At 58.6% G+C, this 20,976-nt stretch carries 17 protein-coding genes; 11 read left to right on the top strand and 6 right to left on the bottom strand.

Features of this window, described 5'->3' with window-relative positions; translation table 11 throughout:
- Window positions 1-42: 42 nt before the first annotated feature.
- Genes CBY09_RS21550 through CBY09_RS21535 form a run of 4 tightly spaced genes read right to left on the bottom strand, consistent with a single transcriptional unit; the run spans window position 43 to window position 5,979 of the window.
- Window positions 43-2,106 carry a 3-hydroxyacyl-CoA dehydrogenase NAD-binding domain-containing protein gene (locus CBY09_RS21550; protein ID WP_094291621.1) on the bottom strand — a complete coding sequence of 688 codons (2,064 nt, stop codon included), beginning with the start codon at window positions 2,104-2,106 and terminating at the stop codon, window positions 43-45.
- Window positions 2,106-4,190: an acetate--CoA ligase family protein gene (locus CBY09_RS21545; RefSeq protein WP_094291620.1), complete on the bottom strand. Its 2,085-nt coding sequence runs from the start codon at window positions 4,188-4,190 to the stop codon at window positions 2,106-2,108. Before CBY09_RS21545 ends, CBY09_RS21550 begins: the two co-directional genes overlap by 1 nt.
- A 5-nt stretch (window positions 4,191-4,195) precedes the next feature.
- The gene (locus CBY09_RS21540) at window positions 4,196-4,996 is read right to left on the bottom strand and encodes an enoyl-CoA hydratase/isomerase family protein (protein WP_094291619.1); all 801 of its coding nucleotides are present in this window, start codon (window positions 4,994-4,996) and stop codon (window positions 4,196-4,198) included.
- 17 nt (window positions 4,997-5,013) lie between these two features.
- A complete protein-coding gene (locus tag CBY09_RS21535) occupies window positions 5,014-5,979 on the bottom strand; it encodes a Bug family tripartite tricarboxylate transporter substrate binding protein (protein ID WP_420807472.1) in 966 nt (321 codons plus the stop codon).
- Window positions 5,980-6,160: 181 nt separating this feature from the next.
- Between CBY09_RS21535 and CBY09_RS21530 the strand changes: the two genes are divergently transcribed.
- The 6 genes from CBY09_RS21530 to CBY09_RS23785 all read left to right on the top strand — a co-directional run bounded on the left by CBY09_RS21530 (window position 6,161) and on the right by CBY09_RS23785 (window position 14,154).
- Window positions 6,161-6,970 (top strand): IclR family transcriptional regulator, encoded by an 810-nt coding sequence (locus CBY09_RS21530; protein ID WP_094291712.1) that lies wholly within the window; start codon window positions 6,161-6,163, stop codon window positions 6,968-6,970.
- 374 nt (window positions 6,971-7,344) lie between these two features.
- On the top strand, window positions 7,345-8,424 hold the full coding sequence (locus CBY09_RS21525) for a porin (protein ID WP_094291617.1): 1,080 nt from the start codon (window positions 7,345-7,347) through the stop codon (window positions 8,422-8,424).
- Between the two features lie 191 nt (window positions 8,425-8,615).
- Window positions 8,616-10,985 carry a penicillin acylase family protein gene (locus tag CBY09_RS21520; protein WP_094291616.1) on the top strand — a complete coding sequence of 790 codons (2,370 nt, stop codon included), beginning with the start codon at window positions 8,616-8,618 and terminating at the stop codon, window positions 10,983-10,985.
- 406 nt (window positions 10,986-11,391) lie between these two features.
- Window positions 11,392-12,252 (top strand): alpha/beta fold hydrolase, encoded by an 861-nt coding sequence (locus tag CBY09_RS21515; protein WP_094291615.1) that lies wholly within the window; start codon window positions 11,392-11,394, stop codon window positions 12,250-12,252.
- A 101-nt stretch (window positions 12,253-12,353) separates the two neighbouring features.
- Entirely contained in the window at window positions 12,354-13,337 is a 984-nt protein-coding gene (locus CBY09_RS21510; RefSeq protein WP_094291614.1) for a Bug family tripartite tricarboxylate transporter substrate binding protein, read from the top strand.
- Between the two features lie 229 nt (window positions 13,338-13,566).
- Window positions 13,567-14,154, top strand: coding sequence for a hypothetical protein (locus CBY09_RS23785; protein WP_133066329.1), 588 nt, complete (start codon window positions 13,567-13,569; stop codon window positions 14,152-14,154).
- 36 nt (window positions 14,155-14,190) lie between these two features.
- Here CBY09_RS23785 and CBY09_RS21505 read toward each other — a convergent pair whose 3' ends face one another.
- Complete coding sequence (locus CBY09_RS21505) at window positions 14,191-15,093, bottom strand: LysR family transcriptional regulator (RefSeq protein ID WP_094291613.1); 903 nt, start codon at window positions 15,091-15,093, stop codon at window positions 14,191-14,193.
- 125 nt (window positions 15,094-15,218) lie between these two features.
- On the opposite strand from CBY09_RS21505, the gene CBY09_RS21500 reads away from it, so the two are divergent.
- The 4 genes from CBY09_RS21500 (at window position 15,219) to CBY09_RS21485 (ending at window position 18,579) form a co-directional block, all read left to right on the top strand.
- Window positions 15,219-16,016 (top strand): SDR family NAD(P)-dependent oxidoreductase, encoded by a 798-nt coding sequence (locus CBY09_RS21500; protein ID WP_094291612.1) that lies wholly within the window; start codon window positions 15,219-15,221, stop codon window positions 16,014-16,016.
- A 26-nt stretch (window positions 16,017-16,042) separates the two neighbouring features.
- Window positions 16,043-17,008, top strand: a complete 966-nt coding sequence (locus CBY09_RS21495) for a Bug family tripartite tricarboxylate transporter substrate binding protein (protein WP_094291611.1) — start codon at window positions 16,043-16,045, stop codon at window positions 17,006-17,008.
- Between the two features lie 53 nt (window positions 17,009-17,061).
- Entirely contained in the window at window positions 17,062-17,589 is a 528-nt protein-coding gene (locus tag CBY09_RS21490; protein WP_205734191.1) for a carboxymuconolactone decarboxylase family protein, read from the top strand.
- Between the two features lie 84 nt (window positions 17,590-17,673).
- Window positions 17,674-18,579 (top strand): amidohydrolase family protein, encoded by a 906-nt coding sequence (locus CBY09_RS21485; RefSeq protein WP_094291710.1) that lies wholly within the window; start codon window positions 17,674-17,676, stop codon window positions 18,577-18,579.
- Window positions 18,580-18,899: 320 nt separating this feature from the next.
- Here CBY09_RS21485 and CBY09_RS21480 read toward each other — a convergent pair whose 3' ends face one another.
- A complete protein-coding gene (locus CBY09_RS21480) occupies window positions 18,900-19,523 on the bottom strand; it encodes a tyrosine-type recombinase/integrase (RefSeq protein ID WP_094291610.1) in 624 nt (207 codons plus the stop codon).
- 361 nt (window positions 19,524-19,884) lie between these two features.
- Between CBY09_RS21480 and CBY09_RS21475 the strand changes: the two genes are divergently transcribed.
- Window positions 19,885-20,949, top strand: a complete 1,065-nt coding sequence (locus CBY09_RS21475; RefSeq protein ID WP_094291609.1) for a DMT family transporter — start codon at window positions 19,885-19,887, stop codon at window positions 20,947-20,949.
- The last annotated feature ends 27 nt before the right edge of the window (window positions 20,950-20,976 follow it).

Here is a 20,976-nt window from a genome sequence, read left to right as displayed (position 1 = left end):
ACAGCAAGGTTCAATCGAGGACATGGCGAACGGCTTGTCTCATCAGCGTGAGCTGGCGAGTAAAGGGCGTGGGTCACCGATCCTTGATCCAGGGCCGCTGATCTCGGCGAGCCACGCGAAGTCAGCGCTCAGTGCAGTCTCGCCGCGCTCGCGGGCCCAGAACACCACGCCGCCTTCCCAACGCGGAAATCCGTAGCCGTTGACCAGGGCGAGGTCCACATCCGTGGCATGAGAGGCCACGCCTTCGGCCAGCAGCAGAGCAGCCTCATTGGCCAGCGCTAGCAAGACCCGGCGCACGATCTCTTCATCGGAGATGATGCGCGGCGTGATGCCCTTTTCCGCACGTGCTTGCTCGATCAATGCATGTACGGCCTCATCCACCATGGGCTTGTTGCCCTCTGCATAGCGGTAGTAGCCTGCGCCGGTCTTGCGCCCTAGGCGACCAGCTTCGCACAGCCGATCGGCGACGTGCACATAGCGCGCTGCAGGGTCGCGCGTTGCAGCCTGGGCCTGGCGCATGCGCCAGGCAATATCCAGCCCTGAAAGGTCGGCCACAGCAAAAGGCCCCATCGAAAAACCGAAGTGCTGCAGCGCCGCATCGACTTGCTCAGGCCACGCACCCTCCTCGACCAAAAACTCGCATTGGCGACGGTAGGCTGCGTACAGCCGGTTGCCGACGAAACCGAAGGCATTCCCCGTCAGCAGCGGCAGTTTTCCAAGCTTCTTGGCCACTGCCAAACCTGTAGCCAGCGCATCGGGCGCGGTAGCCTGGCCGCGCACCACCTCCATCAAGCGCATGACATTGGCTGGGCTGAAAAAATGCAGACCTATCACGTCTTGCGGACGCGATGTAGCGGCAGCGATGGCGTCCAGATCCAGATAGGACGTGTTGCTCGCCAGCACAGCGCCGGGGCGGGCTAGGCCGTCGATGCGCGCGAACACCTCGCGCTTGACATCCAGGTCTTCGAACACAGCCTCTATCACCAGATCGGCCTCGGCGATGTCATTCCATTGCAGACTGGTGCGCAAACTCTCCTGGCGCGACTGTGCAACGTCGGTTGCCATCTTTCTGGCGCTCACGCGGGCGGCGTAGTGCTCGCGGATGCGTGAGCCACCGCGATCCAGCGCGCCACCATCCTGCTCCAGCAGCAGCACCCCATAGCCTGCGTCCAACGCAGCGATCGCGATACCCGTTCCCATGGTGCCTGCGCCGATCACAGCGATGGTCTGCACCGTGCGGGTTGCCGCGCCCAGCAGCTCCGGGTGCTTGGCACTTTCGCGCTCTGCAAAGAACTGGTGGCGCAGAGCCGAAGCCTCTCGCGAGGTACGCAGCTGCTGGAAGGCCGCGCGTTCACCGGCCAGCGCAGTGTCGAAGTCTTGCAAGGCCGATGCCTTGATGGCGTCAATCGCCGCCACCACAGCCGGGCGATTTTTACCAGCCTTCAGCGCAGCCGCTACTGCATCGGCCACGGCCTGGGGTTCGCCTGCTAGGACTGAAAGTTCACGCAACCGATGCTTGCGCCCCGCCAGGCTTCGCGCATGCGCCACGGCCGCATTACACAGATTTCCTTCAGCGATCTGGTCGACAAGGCTAGCAGCAAGCGCTGCGGCCCCCTTCACGCGCTCACCGCTGCAGATCATGGCCAGCGCGCGTGGCACACCGACAAGCCGCGGTAACCGCTGAGTGCCTCCAGCTCCAGGAATAATCCCCAGCGTGACCTCAGGCAGACCCACCACTGTCTCGGGAGCAGCGATGCGCGCGTCACAGCCCAACGCAAGCTCGAAGCCGCCGCCCAGCGCCGCGCCATGGAGAGCTGCCACAAAGGGCTTGGGGCAGGCTTCTATGGCAGCAATCACCATGGGCAACTGCGGCTCTGCAAGCGGTTGCCCAAACTCGCGGATGTCCGATCCCGCGATGAAGGTGGTGCCCGCCCCGATCAGCACTGCAGCCACAATGCGCTCGTCGCGAGCCACCTCATCAATGGCGTTCAACAATCCAGCACGCACTGCGGCAGAGCCTGCATTGATCGGCGGGTTGTCGATCCAAATGACAGCCACGTCGCCGTCACGCTCCAGCCGTACCTGAGCTCTTGCATTGGCAGTCATCAGGCGAGCACCACGACACCGTCGGCAGCACGAACGCCTTGGCCTTTGGGCAACACGAACACCGGGTTGATTTCGGCCTCGACCAAACGTTCGCCGAGCTGGGCCGCCATTTGCGAGAAAGCAACGATGGTGGTGACCAGTGCGTCAACGTCGGCCAGGGGGCGACCACGGAAGCCGTCCAGCAGCGGCCAGGTCTTAAGCTCCTGCGCCATGGCCAGCGCATCGGCCCGCGACAACCCACCGGTAGGTGGGAGCAGACGCATGGTCGTGTCCTTGAACAGCTCGGCCGTGACACCCCCCATGCCTAGCAGAATGGCGGTGCCCAGTGCGTCGCGGTGCATGCCAAGAATCAGCTCTGTGCCGCCACCCACCATCTCCTGAACGAGAAATCGCTTGGGAAGCACACCCGCCTTGGCCTCCACTTCAGACCCCATTGCAGTAAGGCGCGCACCAATGGTCTCTGCCGACAAGTTGACGGCCACGCCCCCCACGTCGCTCTTGTGCGTGATCTCGGACGAGAGAATCTTCAGCACCACGCGACTGCCCATCTCCCGTGCTGCAGCCTCGGCCTCCGCAGGGGAGTGAACGATGCGTTCGCTCGCGCACGGCACACCAAAGCGCGTGAAAAGTTGCTTGGCTTGGTATTCGTCCAGGGAACCTGCTGGCAAGCCGTCTACCGACACCACTGCAGCAGGCGCGCTGGAATCGACCTGGGGTTTCAGCTCAGTCGCCTGGAACATTGCGCGCAGTGCAGCCGTGCAACTCTCAGCCGCCGCGAACGCAGGCACTCCGCGCTGCGTCAACAGTGCACCCACCTCTGGTGCATGGGGGCTGACGTAGGCGATCACTGGTTTGTCAGAGTTAGGCAGACAGTCCTGGATGGCGCCAGCCAGCAGCTCCGGCATGGCAAGGCTGGAGGAGCCCACGATTATGGTGAGTGCGTCATAGCTAGGACTCTTGAGCAGCACATTGATGGCTCCGCGCAGCAGGTCGGGCTTCAAACCTGCCAGCGTCACGTCGATGGGGTTGCGGTCCAGCACGGCATGGTCGCCAGTCTGCAGTGCGCGCAACGCCTCGGCTGTGGCTGCATCAGGCGCGGGGGTGTCAAAACCAGCCATGCCCAGATCATCGGACACCAGCGTTCCTGCACCTCCGGTGGAGGTCAAGATGGCGACGCGCTTACCGTGCAGCTTGCGGCCGGTAGCCAGAGCGGCGGGAATGTCCAACAAGTCAGCGAAAGTTTGCGCGCGGATCACGCCCACCTGCTTGAACAGCGCGTCATACATGCGGTCTGCACCAGCCAGCGCTCCAGTGTGCGACACAGCCGCTTTTGCGCCCGCTTCAGAGCGCCCGATCTTGAACGCCACCACAGGCTTGCCAGCGCGCGCGGCCTTGAGGCAGGCGCTGCGGAACTTGGCGGGGTCGCGCACGGTTTCCACATACAGCGCAATCACCTTGGTGGCCTCATCATCGGCCAGGTGGTCGATGAAATCGGCCAGCTCCAGATCCACCTCATTGCTGGTGGAGATCAGTTTGGACAAGCCCACACCACGCGCCGCTGCTCGCGATAGTAGTGCCCCCAAAATTCCACCACTCTGCGAAACGACGCCAATTCCACCGACAGGGAAATGCTCCATCTCCAGCGCACCTGTGGCCGACAAAACGATGTTGTCAGTGAGGTTGACGAGGCCGATGGTGTTGGGCCCCAGAATGCGCATGTCGCCAGCAGCCTCAATGAGTTGCTTTTGCCGACGTGCTCCGTCCTCTCCAGTCTCGGTATAGCCGCTGGCCAGCACGATGGCTGCAGCACAGCCCCGGGCTGCGAGATCCCGCACAGCGAGGTGTGCGCGCTCTGCCCCCAACAAGACAATACCGACGTCCGGCACTGCAGGCAGCGAAGCGATGTCCGGGTAGCACACCAAATCACCGATGCGATCCACCTTGGGATTGACCGGGTAAATGTCACCGGCAAAGCCGTGCTTGAGCAGATAGGAAACAGGGCGACCGGCGGTTTTTGAGGCATCGGCAGATGCGCCAATGATGGCCACACTGCGTGGCTGGAGAAGGCGGGAGATGGCGTTCATGGGAATCACTCTTTGCTGGCAGTTGCCGAAGCTTTGGCCAGAAAGGCCATGACCGAATCGCGGTGCTCTGTACTCGTGTAGCAGATGCCTTGGGCCTGACTGCCTTGGGCGAACACCTGCTGGGCCGACATCTCGAACGTCTGGTCCAGAATCGTCTTGCCCAGCGCGAGCGCAGTAGCAGATCCCTTGCTGAGTTCGGCCGCCCATGCCTGCGCGTCCGCCACCAGCGTATCTGCAGAGGTCTTGCGGTCCACGATACCCATGGCCAGTGCCTCGTTCACATCTACTTTGCGACCAGTGAAGATCAACTCCTTGGCCTTGGGGAGTCCCACACGGCGGGGCAGGAAGTACATGCCGCCCCCATCAGGGATGATGCCGCGGTGGATGTAAGACCAGGAGAAGTTGGCCCATTCATTGGCGATGATGAAGTCGCACGCGAGTGCCGTGTCAGCACCCAGACCAGACGCTGCGCCGTTGACGGCGGCGATCGTGGGTTTGGGCATCGTGTGCAGCAGGGTCTGCGTGTGGTGCACGCGCTGCTGGCGGTGCCAGCCGTTGAAGGCAATTTCCCCAGCAGGCGCTTTCATTCGGCGCTCCATGCCGGAGATATCTCCACCGGCGCAGAAGCCCTTTCCATTGCCAGTGAGCACCAGCGCGCGTATCGATTTGTTCGCGCTGACGTGCTCCAGCGCCGCGATGAACTCGGTGCGCATGTCGTCGCTCATGGCGTTGCGTTTTTCTGGGCGATTCAGTGTGAGTGTCGCGATGCCATTGGTGACGGTCAGTTCAATGAGCTCTATGGTCATTTTCAGCTTTCGAAGGGCTAGTCGTTGGTGATGTTGTTGTCCTTGACAACCTTGCGCCAGCGGGCTTCTTCACCCTTGGCATAGGCGCCAAAATCCTGCGGAGAACCGCCCTTGACGACGAGTCCTTCGGCTTCCATCTTCTTGCGGAAGGCTTCCGTGAAGACAGCCTTTTTGGCGGCTGCGTTGAGCTTCTCGATCACATCAGCGGGCGTGCCTGCGGGAGCAAAAAGGCCGTACCAACTATCGGCAACGTAGCCGGGCACGCCGCTTTCTGCGACCGTGGGTACCTTGGAAAGAACATGCGAGCTTGATCGGGTGGCGGTCGTCACGGCGAGTGCGCGCAGCTTGCCGCTCTCGATCATGCTTCCGACGGCAGCCGCAGTTGCGAACATCACATCGACCTGTCCTCCCAGCAAATCGGTCAGGGCAGGCCCAGCGCCGCGATAGGGGATGTGAATCAGGTTGGCACCGGTAAGGTTCTTGAAAAGTTCACCAGCAAGATGCGCGGAGGTTCCAGCACCTTGCGAGGCAAACGAGAGTTTTCCGGGGTTTGCCTTGGCAGCTGCGATGATGTCTTTGACAGACTTGTAGGGACTGCTGGCGCGCACGACCAGTACGTTGGGCGATACACCTACGAGCATCACCGGGACGAAGTCCTTGTCGTGGTTGTAAGGCAGCTTGGGCTGAATGCTGGGATTCACCACATGCGCGACGGTGGCCATGACCATTGTGTATCCGTCTGGCGCGCTCTTCGCAGCGGCATCGGTCCCGATCAGGGTCCCTGCGCCTGGCTTGTTGTCAATGATCACGGGCTGGCCGAGCTCTTGCCCCATGACCACCGTCATGGATCGAGCGACCAGATCCGTTCCGCCGCCAGGCGCGAAAGGAACGATGATGCGAACAGGTTTGTCTGGGAATGCAGCATGGGCGGGGGCGTTATGCAGACCGATAGAGGCTGCTGCAATCGCAATGACCAAGGCGATGCGCGAACGCGCTGATAGCAAGGATTTGTGCACTTCTTTGTCTCCATTTATTAGGGATTTGACTAACCGCAAGTGACCTCAAGGAGCGGCATGATCGGCCGCCTCACTCACGGGGTTAGATTAAGAGAATGACTTTCCCGGTGCATCCCCGCTATTCCACTGGTTGGAAATGAATGCCGTAATGAGCTCCGTCACGAATCCCTCTTCCCGCGTTGCTGTGAGACGCAAGAACCATGAGGAACCCACGCTGAATCGGTCACTAGAGCGCGGCGTGGAGATACTCCGCGCGTTTCGGCCAGGGGCAGACCTTCTGGGAAATGGGGAACTTGCAGAGCGCACTGGCCTGTCCCGGGCAACCGTCAGCAGGCTGGCGCAGACCTTGGTTCAATGTGGTCTGCTGGAACATGACGGACCGCGTCGTGCGTACCGGCTTGCAGCCCCAGTGCTGAGCTTTGCGCACGCAATGCGATCAGGGTCGCCCGTGCTGCAGATAGCGGCCCCACTGATGCGTACTGCAGCGGAGAAGCTCCGCGTCAATGTGGGGCTAGCTGTTGCAGACCGAGAGGAGATGGTCTATCTCGAGTCCATACGCTACAACCGGAAAGTTTCGCTTCGCAGCGTGGTAGCAGGCCAGCGGGTGCCTATCGAACTGACATCATTGGGACGCGCCTATCTTTGCGCGCTCTCCGAATCTCAGCGTCGGGAGCTGATGACGAGGCTGGGTCAACAGCGCCTAACAGGCTGGAGGACCTTGCGCGAGGAGATCCTCACTGCGGTGCAACTGTTCGGGAAGAAGGGGTACTGCACTGCTTCCTGGCAACCCGAGGTGGTGGCTCTAGCGATTCCCATCGTCACTCCCGGCAGTGCCATCTACGTCCTCAACATGAGTGTCACCACCCAGCAAAGTGCGTCCGAGATCGAAGAGGAACTGAGCGCGCCGCTCAAAGCGCTCGCCGGGAAGATCACAGAGGCCGTCCGACGCCTCGATTGAGCCTGTGAAGCGTCTTGGTGCTTTGCCGCCTCTCATCAAGAGCGCGCAAGTGACACATCTACTCGGGGTTGGAATGGATTCCGTGGGATTTTTCAGCCAGCCTAGAGCCTCTATCTTTGCTCGTAATGAGCGATGGCCGCTACTTGCAGCGCCCTCAACAAAACGTGTGGCTGCGCTACAGCCGCTGGTCCTTTTCACAAGTGTTCCATCCTTTGGAATGGAATGGATGCCTTTCTTTGTACTGCTCCCTAGACTCTTCTGGCAGCGAGGCAGTTCATAAATCAACGGTCTCTGGTTCGCGGTGTAAGCCCGCTGCAAAGTCCGGCCGCAGGACCCGACGTTGGAGATCGCTGCAAAATCAAAGGAGACTCCACATGGGAATTTTTCCACGGCTTGGCCTGACTGTGATTGTGGGCGCGCTTGCTGCGGGCTCTGACATTGCCCAAGCCCAAGATGGCGTCACGATCTACGGCGTTGTTGACGCGGGCATTCGCTATGGACAGGGTCTCGATAGCGCTAACAATGGCTCGGCAGCTTCTTCAACTACGCTGAATAGTGGAATCAATACAACCAGCCGGCTGGGATTCAGAGGAAGGGAAGATATAGGCGGAGGGCTCAAGGCAATTTTCAATCTGGAGTCCGGTATCAACGTGGACACCGGAGCGATGGCTAACTCCACCAAGCAGTTTGACCGCGCTTCTTGGGTGGGATTGCAAGGCGAGTGGGGAGCCCTCACACTAGGACGGCAGACGACCTTGTTGGCGGACGTGGTCTCAGCGGTGGATCCGTTGGGTAGTCGATACGCAGGATTCAATCCCAACATCGGCACAGCAGCTCTGAGCGCGCATCGCCTATCCGGAGAATACGGGCCAGCTGGCGCGACGACTGGTGCCTATCGCCTCGACAACGCGCTTAAGTACGTGGGCAGATATGGCGATTTCAGCCTTCGCGCTATGCACGCCTTGGGCGAACAAAGCGCAAGCGAATCAAAGCTGTCCTCGTCAGGAGTCGGAGCAGGCTTCCAATCCGGTGGCTACAACGCGGCCGCGGCTTACACAGAGTTCAAGAACGTCAATGGCCTTACTCTGAAAGGCTACGTTGGTGGTGTCGGTGCAATGTTTGGTAAAGCGAAGCTCTCAATCACCTATGGCAGTCACGAGGCACAAACCACCGCCACCGCGTCAACCAGAAACAAGACTTTGGGAATTGGCGGCACGACGCCATTGACCGGAAATCTGGATCTTGTAGCAGCCTACTACCGCGTTGAACGCAATCGCAGCGGCTCACCAGAGGATGGCTTCGATCGCCTCATCGCATTCCTCGAGTACAAGATCTCCAGACGCACGCTGGCCTACATCGAGTTGGACCACACCCGGTGGAAGAACGGATACCAGGGCGCAGGATTCAAAGCCAACGGGTCAGGCGCCTCAGCAGGCATCAAACACGTTTTCTGATCGCCCATCGCTCTGGCTGGAACAGTGGATAAGCCACTGAATTCTGCGGCCTACACCGTCTTAGGAGCTCACCGCAGAAGCCTCTCCCTGCACAACGGTATACGACTGAAGCGCAGAGCTGCGGTGAACAGAAGCCTGTCTCCGATTCGTGTACTCGATTGCGCAAATACCACTCCAATCTCGAGAGAACGATGATCAACAATCTGTCGAAAACGCATCAACACACCGAGTTGCACGCGAAAGCAAGAGCGGTCCGTGCCGCCGTAGGAGCCGCTATCGTAGCAAGCTTGGCAGCCGGGTGCGCAACCACCCAATCGCCAGAGTCACTGAAAGCCACCATCCGCCGCACCGAAATGGGCGTTCCTCACATTCTGGCGGACAACTGGAAGAATCTGGGATACGGCGTAGGCTACACCCAAGCCAAAGATCGAATCTGCGACCTTGCAGAGCTCTATGTCACAGCGCGTGCTGAACGCTCGTACTACTGGGGCGGAGCAAACGGGAACCTCGAAAGCGATTTTTATCGTCAGCGTCTAATAGATAGTGGCGTCACCCCCGCGTTGTTACGCGATCCGGAAGTCTCATGGGACCGAGACTACCGAGATTTGGTAAGCGGCTTTGTTGCCGGCTACAACAAGTATGTTCGTGAAACTCCATCTGCAAAGCTGCCGGTTGCCTGCCGCAATCAGCCATGGGTCAAAGAGATCACGGAGCTCGACTACTTTTTGAACCGTGCTGCTGGACGTCGCGGACCACTCGACTATGTTCCTGAGATCTCGAATGCATCCCCTCCGAAGCCGGAAGGGGCGATAGCAGCAGCTTTGCAGTCGACAGACCGGGATCTCGTTAGTTTTGACAGTTTTGCCGACGAACACGCCACCGTGGATGGCAGCAACGGCTGGGCACTTGGTCCTGCTACAACGCAAAACGGATCAGCCATGTTGCTTGCAAGTCCCCACTGGCCGTGGGAGGCTTTCAACAAGCCAGGCTTCTGGGCGCAGCGCGTGACAACGGCCCACATGACTATCCCCGGGGTGTTCAATCACATCGGCGTATCACGACTCGGCAGCGCCGTTCAACAGATTGGTCATAGCGAACACATCGCCCGAACACACACGGTGTCCGCAGTGCAACGTGACGTGGTCTACAAGCTCAAACTTGATCCTAGCGATCCTACGCGCTATCTCTACGACGGTCAGTCGAGAGCTATGGAGCGACACCCGGTGACTGTGCGCGTGCGAGAAGCCGATGGCAGCATCATCTCAAAACAACGCACTCTGTATTGGACGCACTTTGGCCCCGTACTGCTGAGTAAGGATAGGCCCTGGGACACGTCCACCGCATATACGCTGCGCTCCGTCATGACAGCGTTGGAGCGCTTGAAAGTGGAAGAGCACAAGCTGGCACTTGATCGCGCTAAATCGACCTCGCAGGTACTAGAAATTTTGTCCCGTTATCAGGTGCAGGACACGAACACCATCGCCATCGATCGGCAAGGCAATACATTGTTCGCCGATATTGGAAATATTCCGCACCTGGACAATGCACTCATCGCCCGATGTGGATCGACACGGCAACTCGATGGCTCGCGCTCGGAGTGCGAACTCGGGACCGATCCTGACTCTGCGAGAGCGGGAATTTTTGGACCAAAACGTGGAGCAGTGGTTCACCAGAAGGCCTTTGTGGCCAACAGCAACAACCCCCCGCGCTATGCCAATCCAGAGTTTCCACTTACGCATCTCGATGATGTTTTCGGAAAACCGGGAGTCCCGCTGAGCCTGCGCGCTCGACTCGGCCTACGGCTGATCGAAGAGCGTATGGCAGGCACCGACGGGATGGACGGAAAGCGCTTTAGTTTTGAGAATCTGCAGCAGATGTTTCTTCGCACACGTGTGCACTCTGCCGAGTTGGTTCTAGACGACTTGCTCAAGGCTTGCGGCCCTCGGCCAGAAGTCACGCTAGCGAACGGAAGCTTAGTCGACCTGCGCAAAGCGTGCGCCGTGCTTTCCAAGTGGGACCGAACCTATAAGATTGACAGCAAGGGTGCACACATATTCAGGGAGTTCATCCGGGAAGGTGGAGTGCAGTTCTTGGATAAGGTGGATCCCACACGACCTCTCGCCACACCACGTCAGCTCGACGTCAACAACCCCACTGTGCTCCAGGCGTTGGGACGAGCCGTTTCTCGTATTCAAAGTGCAGGCATTGCGCTTGACGCAGAGCTGGGCAGCATACAAACGGCTCGTCGCGGAGACCTTCGTATACCGGTTCCAGGCGGTGCCTCGAACGATGGCGTTTTCAACTACATGGACGTTTCACCATTGATGTCTGGTACCTACGACGCAAAGGGAGCCACGGGACTCTTTTACTTCGTCGAGTTCGGTCCGAAGATTCGCAGCCGCGGTATGTTGATCTACGGAATATCCTCGGATCCAGACTCGCCGCATTTCGCGGATCAGATGGAAGCCTATAGCCACGGCAAAGTGCTTGACTGGCGCTTCGATGAGGCGGACATAGCTTCGGATCCCTCGCTTCGCACTTTGACGATATCAGGTCGTTGACGCGACGCCAATACGGGGCCGAACATCCCAATCGGCCCCGGGTTCATCACGGTTTTGCAGTTCTTGCAAAGGTGAGCGGTCCATGGACCAGTGTTGAAACGTTAGCGCCAAAGTCATATTCGGTTGGACCGGCGGATTTTCAGATCCGCCTGTTTTCGTTGTGGTCGATGTGAATTCACCGCATCCACTGGCTAGCCCCTTCACAACGACACTCCCAGTGTCTGCGCTTGGGGCGCTATCAAATCGCCCAAACCCTTCGTTCGGCAGTTCAATAGCACCTTCTCGTGTCTGTCCTCAAGGAATGCTTGGAATCGCCTCTCACCTCCGAGATGCCATAGGAAGAAAACATAGCTGGTATAGGAGCTAAACCCTTATTCAGCATCCAGTGCACGACCAGACTCTGGGTATGAACAACACATCGACAAAAACCGAGACAAGTACCGCACTACGCAAACTGGTGCGATACCACGAGAGGCGCTCAAGCGCCGAGGTGCAGATTGAGTATGCAGACCAAGGAATTGGTCCAGTCATATGCATCTTGCCTTCTTTGGCGCGTTCGGGGCGAGACTATGACGTCGTTGCCAGCCTCCTGCAAGACCAAGGCTTTCGCGTCATCCGTCCAGAGCCACGTGGTGTTGGCCAAAGCCATGGGCCTATGGAGGAGCTCAGCATTCACGACTTTGCTGAGGACGTGGCGGCTGTGCTTGATCATGAAAATACCGGCCCGATCCTGGTAGTTGGACACGCCTGGGGGAGTCAACCCGCTCGCATGCTGGCCGCAGACAGGCCAGACCTGATCCGCGGGGTTGTGATGGCAGCAGCATCCGCTGGAAAGATGCCTCCCGGATCAACCGAAAAACCGTACAGCCGACTACGTGACGCAATTGACGGTTCCAGCGACTTTAGTCTGTCCGAGGAGCAGCGGATGGATTGCCTGCGCCGTGCGTTCTTCGCGCCGGGCCACGACCCTCGGGTCTGGCTCGACGGTTGGAGTGCCGCCACACATGAGGCACAAAGTCACGCACGCATCACAACGCCAGTAGATGAGTACTTCTCGGCCGGATCCCAAGTGCCGATCTTAGACCTGCAGGCAGAACATGATGCGGTGGTAATACCCAACGTCATGAAGGCATATCTGGGTGATCGCGTGACTGTCCAGGTGATCCGCAACGCAGGCCACGCCATGGCACCAGAGCAGCCACACGCCATGGCTGAGGCGATTGCGGCATTCGCCCGTCGCGTCTATTCCTCACAGCTCAAAGCATAGGCCCTGAGGTACCGGGGCCAGCCGCACCAAAACGCAAAAGCGGCCCCAAAAGTGGGGGCGCCTAGTGGGGCAACTTCGCCCATTCATAACAAGGAGACAACATGAACCAGTACTTCATTCAAGCCGCTTTGAAACTCGCGTTCGCGTGTACCGCACTATTGGCATTTGGCACCGCAAGCGCACAGGATTACCCCAACAAGCCGATCAAGATGGTGATTCCGTACACGCCGGGAGGCTCCATCGACACGGTGGGCCGTATGGTGGCCGACCAACTACAGCGACAGCTTGGCCAGCCCATAGTGATCGAAAACACCCCCGGTGCGTCTGGCATTCTGGGAGCAATGAACGTCAAGAAAGCCAAAGCCGACGGCTATACCCTTCTTTTCAACGCCTCCAGCCAAGCCTATCTGCCGCTCGTGATTGCCAAGAAAACCTATGACGCTGAGCGCGACTTCACACCCGTCGGCCAGATCGGATTCGTGCCACTTATCGTTGCGGTCAACAATGAAGTACCCGCTAAGACCATCGGTGAATTCGTCCAACTAGCCAAGGCCAATCCGGGCAAATACACCTGGGCGACCTCGGGCCTGGGCACCACCAGCCACTTGAGTGAAGAGATGGTTAACCGAGCACTGGGCTTGCAGATGGAGATCGTGGCGTACAAAGGCGCAGTGCCGCAACTGACTGACGTCATTGGCGGTCATGTCTCTGCGGCCATCTCACCCATGCCAGGAGTGACACCCTTTGTGCAGGCGGGGCGGCTGCGGCCACTCGCGGTCACAAGCAGTTCTCGCATTGCTTCGCTGCCCAATGTGCCCACTCTGGCTGAGAGCGGCATGCCCGGCTTCGAGCTGCTGTCGTGGTACGGCATCTGGGGACCAGCAGATCTGCCAGCAGCCATCACCGATCGGTTGAACGCGGAGATCGGCAAGGCCGTGCAAGCGCCCTCCCTCAAAGCCAAGTTCGCGGAACTGTCTTTTGTCCCTACACAGTCCACACCTGCACAATTCAAGCAATTGATCGCTAGCGACCTGGCCAAGATTGGCAAGGCAGTCAAGGAAGCCGGCATTCGCATCGACTTTTGATCCTGTCTACGGCACAGATTGCACTACATGTGCCCCTCAGGGCTCCGTCTTCTGTTGGTGCGTGCGAGCTCCGAGGTCATTGCAGGCACTGCGGCGTTCAATCTGAGCGCGCTGACTGACCTGAGCGTGAGTTAGAAAGAGATTGACCTCGCCTGAGTTGGCGCGCAAGGGGTCGGTTCACAGTGCGATGTACCCCAAGTTACCCGAGGAACCAATGCCATCTGCTCTCATGCCGACCGACGTCGTTCTGGTACGCGCGCGATGCCTGAACCTCGAGGTTGCTCCGCTTGCTCGGGACCTGGCGAAGGCGCCCATTTGCCTCGAACTTGGAGCAGGATTCTGCAGGTCGGCCTGGTCGGAACCGTCTGGCATCGCCTACCTCTACCTAAGCCTTCCGCACAGGACGGCCTTGTCACTCAATACACTGGCTCGGCAATTCGATGCGCTCGGCAGTTCAGCCCAATTGAAAGTGTCACGCCTGGCGCTAATGGCCGACATTCCTGGCGCCAGCAGAGGTCACAAGGCAAACATCCACTATGCAGTGGAAATGACGCCTGAGGAATCTTGGGAACTTGAACTTCAGCGCTGGTACGACAGCGAGCATTTGCCAGGACTAGCCAGCGTACCCGGCTGTGTGCACGCCCAGCGATATTGGAACTACGACGAAGGACCTCGATCTCTCGCCTGTTACGACCTCGTGGACGAGAAAGTGGTGGATGCCCCTGCTTGGCTGGCTGTTCGCAATACCACTTGGAGTGCACGCATGAGGCCTCGTTTCACCGCCACTATCCGAACGACGTTTGCCCTGCAGTCTTGAGGTGGCACACTCATCGGTTGTACTTTCAGCGACGGGTCAGTGTCCAGCTCCACCACCATTTCTAAAGTCTAGTTCTCGTAGCAGCTTTGCTGTTTCAGCCACCAGCCGGGTCGCGGGACGCGCTCGCGGTATCGCGAGGACCAGTTGATTGCGGATTGCTGGCGGTCCGATAGGAGCAGCCTGGATCTCGTCCGGCCGACGACTGAGATGCAGCGCACTGTCGGGCAGGATTGAGCAAGCAAGTCCCTCCTCAACTACAGTCAGAGCCGTGTGCACGGCTCCGACTTCCGCAACAACATTCAAGACAATTCGACGGGGAAGCAGCACCGCGTCTACCAAAGTCCGAATCGGGTTGTGCGACCCGGGAAGTACCAGAGGAAAATTCGCCAGCGTAGAAAGCGCGACTTGCTCTGTGAGACGGTAGGCCTTTGGGGCGACCAGCATCATGCGTTCACGCATGAGTTGCTCGTACGACAGCAGTGGTGTTGGCGCGGGGTCAAACAATAGACCCAGGTCAATCCGACCTGCGATCATGCCCTCACGTAGCGACAGGCTCAGGCCCTCAACAATCGATAGGAGAGCATTCGGAAACCTCTGCCGAAATTCTTTCATGAGCGCTACTGATAAGCCCATGGCCACTCGATTGGGCAAACCCACCACCACACGACCCACCGGCTCGGCGTGCATCTCCTTCAGATCAGAGAGGGCTTGACTGGCGGCGTTCAACATAACGCGCGCATGCGCCAGCAGGGCGTGACCTGCTGGTGTTGGCGTCACGCCCCGCCCCGTGCGTTCCAACAATCTCTGCCCTAACTCCTCCTCCAGCAGCGCAACCTGGCGGCTAACGCTGGGCTGTGCAAGATTCAACGACGCCGCAGCGCGGCTAAAGCTACCCTGCTCGGTCACCGCAACGAAGTACTCCAGTTGCCGTAGGTCCATAGCCAAAAAACATAGCTGATATAGAAGCCATCGAGTTTAACTTCTCTGAAGCTCCACGCACACTGGCTGTCATATAGCCACTGGGAAAGCGACGTTCGGGTTGTGGCCCCATAAAAGGAGCAAGCATGAAGAGGTTTGAATCAAAGGTTGCCATCGTCACCGGAGCAGGTTGCGTAGGTGCTGGCTGGGGCAATGGGCGCGCGATGGCTGTGCGCTTGGCCGAAGAAGGTGCCCGGGTCCTTGCTGTGGACCGCGACCAGACACGCCTTGATGAAACGCTCTCCCTGGCAGGCGACGCGGCAGCATCCATCACCACCTGCATCTGCGATGTGACCAATGCTGCCAGCGTACAAGCCATGGTGGAGGCGTGCCTGAGGGCTTATGGCGTGCCCGACGTTCTGATCAACAACGTTGGAGGCTCTGCCGCTGGGGGGCCTGTGCAGCTGAGTGAAGAGGCCTGGGACAGTCAGATCGACATCAATCTCAAAAGCGTCTTCCTGGCGTGCAAATACGTGCTGCCACACATGGTCGAACGCAAGCGCGGTGCCATCGTCAACGTAGCCTCCACTTCGGGCTTGCGCTGGACAGGAAGCGCCCAAGTCGCTTACGCGGCCAGCAAGGCCGGAGTCATCCATCTCTCAAGGGTGGTCGCAGTCCAGCATGCACCTGACGGAGTACGTGTCAACACGGTGGTGCCTGGACAGTTACATACCCCAATGGTGGAGGTGCGTTTGGCCAAGCAACGTTCAGGCGGTGACGTTGAGGCGTTGTTAGCTTCTCGCGTGAAGCGTATCCCTTTAGGTTTTATGGGTGATGGACGAGACACCGCAAGCGCTGCTTTGTACTTGGCTAGCGACGAAGCACGTTTCGTCACAGGCACAGAACTAATCGTAGACGGCGGCATGACGGCGCGTTGCGACTGACACAGCCTTCCGACCAGGAGACATCCATGAGAAAAGTACATGTGCTCATAGCCACAGCCGTGTTGGCTTTGATGCCCCTCGGTTTTGCACTTGCTACCGAAAAACCTTTGCGTATCGTGAGCTCATTCAGCCCAGGCGGACCGGTCGATTTCGTCGCACGAACATTGGCGGAACAGTTAGGACGAGAACTCAATCGACCTGTGATCGTGGAAAATAAACCTGGAGCCAACGGTGCTCTGGGCGCAATGGAATCGCTCCGCTCTGAGCCTGACGGTAGTACGTTGTGGATCACCAGCGTTGGCGCTGCGGCCATCAACCCTACGATAGTCACCAGGCTACCCTACAACACGCAGCGCGATTTTTCCCCGGTATCTCTGGTTGCCAACAACGTTGAAGTGCTGGTAGTGAACGCTCAAAACCACGCGGTTGACGCCGCGGAGTTCATCAGAACCGTCAAGGGCACCAGCGAACCAACACCAATGGCGTCCTCCGGATCCGGCAGCATTCCCCATCTGGCGCTCATACAACTGGAGCAGTCCACGGGGGCCAAGTTTTTGCATGTGCCCTATAAGGGGATGGCGCCTGCATTTACTGACCTGATGGGCGGCCAGGTCAAAGGTGTTTTTGCCGACGTACCAGCCATCATGCCGCATGTCCAAGGCGGTCGGCTCAAGGCCATCGGAATCGCGTCGAGCAAACGCCACCCTGCGCTGCCAGATGTCAAGACGTTCGAAGAGCAAGGCATTAGAGCAGTAGACACGAACAATTGGTACGCCCTGTTCGTCTCTGCAAAAACACCGCCCGTCGTCGTAGCCACCCTGAACCGGGCCGTCCGGAATGCATTGGCTAATCCCGAGGTAAGCGCCAGGCTCCTGAAGGGTGGCGCTGAGCCCAAGTCCTCAACACCGCAAGAACTTGCGGATTTGCTGAAGTCCGATACGACCAAGTGGGCAGCGTTGATCAAAGCACGCAACATAAAAACGGACGAGTAAACGCTGCCCAAGTGGCATATGAAGATCGGCTTGCGCGTCGAGAAAGAACATCCATGACAACAGATCACATCCGCGTTCCATTGGTAACGCCTGGCACGCGCCCAGAACTGAATGACATCGAGTCGCGCATCATGGCTGAGCGCGGTCGCATTTCGCTCCTCTATCAAGTCTTGCTCAACAGTGCGCCCATCGCCGAAGGCTGGGAATCGATGCTGACAGCAGTACGCAACCGCACTAGCGTTCCTACCTCCCTGCGCGAAATGATCATCCTGCGGGTCGCAGTACTCAATGACGCCGCATTTGAATTCGATGCTCACGCGCCTATCGCACTCAAGGCTGGCTTCACACAGACCAAAATCGATGCACTAAGAGAACACGCGATTGGAGATCAATTTACCCAAGAGGAGCAGTTGCTACTCGAGCTAACCGACCGAATGACAAGAGATGTGAAGGTGCCCGAGGAGTTGATGAATCGGGTGAGCGCTCATCGCGACCCAGGTGCTGTAGTGGAACTTGTTGCCACCGTCGCTGCCTACAACATGGTTTCTCGCTTCCTTGTGGCACTGAACATTTCGCATTGATCCAAACGGTTTGGCTTTCGCGTCCGAAGGTTCCCAATGATCGACAGCCATCGTATGCCTCTGAAAACTCTAACAACACACGTCATGAACACTGCTGCATCGAGTGCCTCCCCACCTACTAGGACCTACCTGGAAAGCCCCACCATCACTCACCTGCGACTTCCACCGCTCTCGTGTGATAGCCACGTTCACGTATTTGGTCCAGTCGCCAAGTTTCCGTACGCTCAAAACCGTCCATCCACGCCTGTGGAAGCTCCGAAAGAAGCGCTTTTCGCATTGCACAGGCGCATGGGCATAGTGCGCTGCGTGATCGTTCAATCCGTCATGCACGGTACAGACAATCGTGTCGTCGAAGACGCAATTGCAGCTGGTGAAGGACGCTACTTAGGGGTGGCGTTGGTGAAGCCTGATGTTCCTGATGCCGAGTTGCAGCGATTGAGCCTGGCCGGCTTCCGCGGCGTGCGTTTCAATTTCATGCGACACATTGAGAACGGCACGACGCTAGATGAAGTAATGAAACTGACCCCGCGTCTCGCTGCGGTGGGAATGCACCTGCAAATTCACTTCGATGGCCGATTAGTGCACGAGTTGGCTGCGCCCCTAAAGCTGAGTGCAGTGCCCGTGGTAATCGATCACATGGGCAGGGTTGATGCCACGAAAGGTACTGAGCACGGCGACTTCCAAGCGCTTCTTCGGCTGTTGGACAATCCTCGCTTCTATGTCAAGGTAAGCGGCATTGACCGCATCGACGCAGAGTCGCCGCCTACAAAAAAGTACCGATATGGTGTTGCTCTCGCGCGTGCTCTGGTTGATCGCTTTCCAGAACGCTGTGTTTGGGGAACGGACTGGCCACATCCCAACCATACTCACATTCCAGATGACGGAGTCTTGGTTGACGCACTTGCTGAAATTGCGACGTCCACTAAGAGTTTGGATCTACTGCTTGTGCATAACCCCCAGCAGCTCTACCGGTTCGAAGTTAGTTCATAAAGCCAATCATGCCGATGGAAGACCAGACGCAGACTGCAATTTGGAATGTGGATTCAAACTCAGCGGAACTGCATAAGTCTCTGGTCATTTGAACGCCCGTAGCAGGAGATTGCGCTAAAGCGCTTTTGGGAGCTCGTTCCCAAGGAAACGTAGCAGCCTATTTCCGCTTCAGGCTGGTTGCGGTCGTTCAGTGTGAGTCGCCCAATGACTGGTCCGGTCAAAAGCGGAAATTTGCCAACTCACGTACCCTGTGGTTAGAAGTGGGTACTATCGCCCATGGACGCGCAATTGCGCGTCCGTCGGAGCGACTCAATTGCCGACTAGATTTCAGTCTGCTCGGAGATTTCAAGCGCATCATCTACCTCAATGCCGAGATAGCGCACGGTGGACTCAAGCTTGGAGTGACCAAGAAGAAGCTGCACAGCGCGCAAGTTCTTTGTTCGCCGGTAGATCAGCGTTGCCTTGGTTCTCCGCATAGAGTGCGTGCCATATTCTGCTGGGTCAAGACCAAGCTCCTCGACCCAGCCACCTAGTATCCGCGCGTACTGTCGCGTCCCCAAGTGCGGTGAGTCGTGAATGCGGCTCGGGAAGAGGAAGTCGTCGGACTTTAGCCCTGCAACCTTGATCCATTTCTGCACAGCGTCACGGGCAACTGCTGTGATTTCAAATTGGACGGGGCGTTGAGTCTTGTGCTGCATCACGACAGCGCGGGTTGCAACTTGCTCACCGTGGCAGATGTCCCGAACTTTGAGGGCAACGAGGTCACAGCCGCGAAGCTTGCTGTCGATACCAAGGTTGAAGAGAGCAAGCTCGCGAACGCGATTTTCCATCTGAAGGCGCACGCGCAGAGCCCAGATATCTTTGAGCTTGAACGGAGCTTTCTGACCGACAATCTTGCCTTTGTTCCAAGGCTCATGGCGAGAGGCGTTGGCTTCGGATCCCATGATGGTCTCCCATCGAGTTGAGGGGAGAGGACGATGCTCCTGATCGAATTCAAAGTCTTTGCTTCTGCTCAACTAGTTTGCTGACTCGCAAGCAGCATTGGCCGACTGTCTGCTCAGCATTCCGGTAGATGCGGGTGTCTGCCGGACCGTGTCGAGTAGTGCTCCACAATTCTCAGCAACTTTCTGCAGTATCCGGGACGACTGAATTTGGATAGGCCGATGACCGCGATTCCCGAAAGCTGACCATCCCCTCTTCGCCAAGAAACCGACCGCTGGCCTTGGTGTCTGACCTTGACGAACTTTAGGGTTCATCAAGAAGGAGAATACCTCCACGACGGTTCATGACGAAATCACCTGCACCATGACGCGTGAACTTTTGCACCTCCCCGCCTTGCGCGGCGGCTTTCTCGCCCTGTTGGCGGCGGTTCTTTTCGGCATCAGCACGCCTGCGGTCCAGAGGCTAGGTGCAGGGCTGGGGGCGTTCACGACGGCCGCGCTTCTGTACTCTGGAGCAGCTGCAATCGGAGCCTCGTCCTTGCGAACTGCAGCCCACGAGGCAAGGTTGCAGAGATCCGACGCCTGGCGCCTCATAGCTATGGCGGGGTTCGGTGCCGCCCTGGGCCCGGTCGCCCTGGCCTGGGGCCTGCAACACACGAGCGGCGCAAGCGCATCACTCATGCTCACGTTGGAAGCGCTGTTCACCGCCACGCTGGCATGGTGGCTGTACAGCGAAACTATGGATCGCCGAGTGTGGGCCGCCATGCTCTTGCTGTTCGCAGGAGGAATGGCGCTCGTTCTGGACCAGGCCCAGCAGGGGGGCGTGCAGCTAATGGGACTACTTGCCGTGCTGCTGGCCACCGTCGCCTGGGGGGTGGACAACACCCTGTCCCGTGGGCTGGCTGAGCGCGACCCCGGCCAGGTGGTGATGGCCAAGGCTACCTTGGGAGCCGTAGCGACGGCAGCATTGGCTGTTTCTACGGGTGAGCCCTTGCCGTCGTTGTATGCGGCACTCGGGCTTCTCGCCGTTGGCGCCACGGGCTACGGCCTGAGCCTGCGCTTTTACCTTCTTGCCCAGAGGGCGTTTGGTGCGGCGCGGACGGGCTCGGTGTTCGCCTTTGCGCCCTTCATTGGCGCTGCAGTGGCCTTCGGCTTAGGGGACCGCTCTGCGGGATGGTTGATGCTGCTGGGCGGGGTACTGATGCTGGCGGGAGTGGTACTGCACTTGACGGAAAGACATGGTCATGAGCACTCACACGAAGTGCTTGAGCATGAGCATGCCCACCGGCACGACGACGGGCACCATTCACATGTGCACGATGTGATGCCAAAGGGCAGCCACAGTCACAAGCACACCCATGAGCCTATGACCCACGCTCACCCCCACGCACCAGATGTGCACCATCAGCACGTTCACAGAACCTCTTGAGTTCGACCGGATAGCGATGGACATACG

Source organism: Acidovorax kalamii (assembly GCF_002245625.1).
In the GTDB taxonomy this organism is placed as follows: Bacteria; Pseudomonadota; Gammaproteobacteria; order Burkholderiales; family Burkholderiaceae_C; genus Acidovorax; species Acidovorax kalamii.
This window is presented reverse-complemented; position numbering and strand designations above follow the sequence as displayed.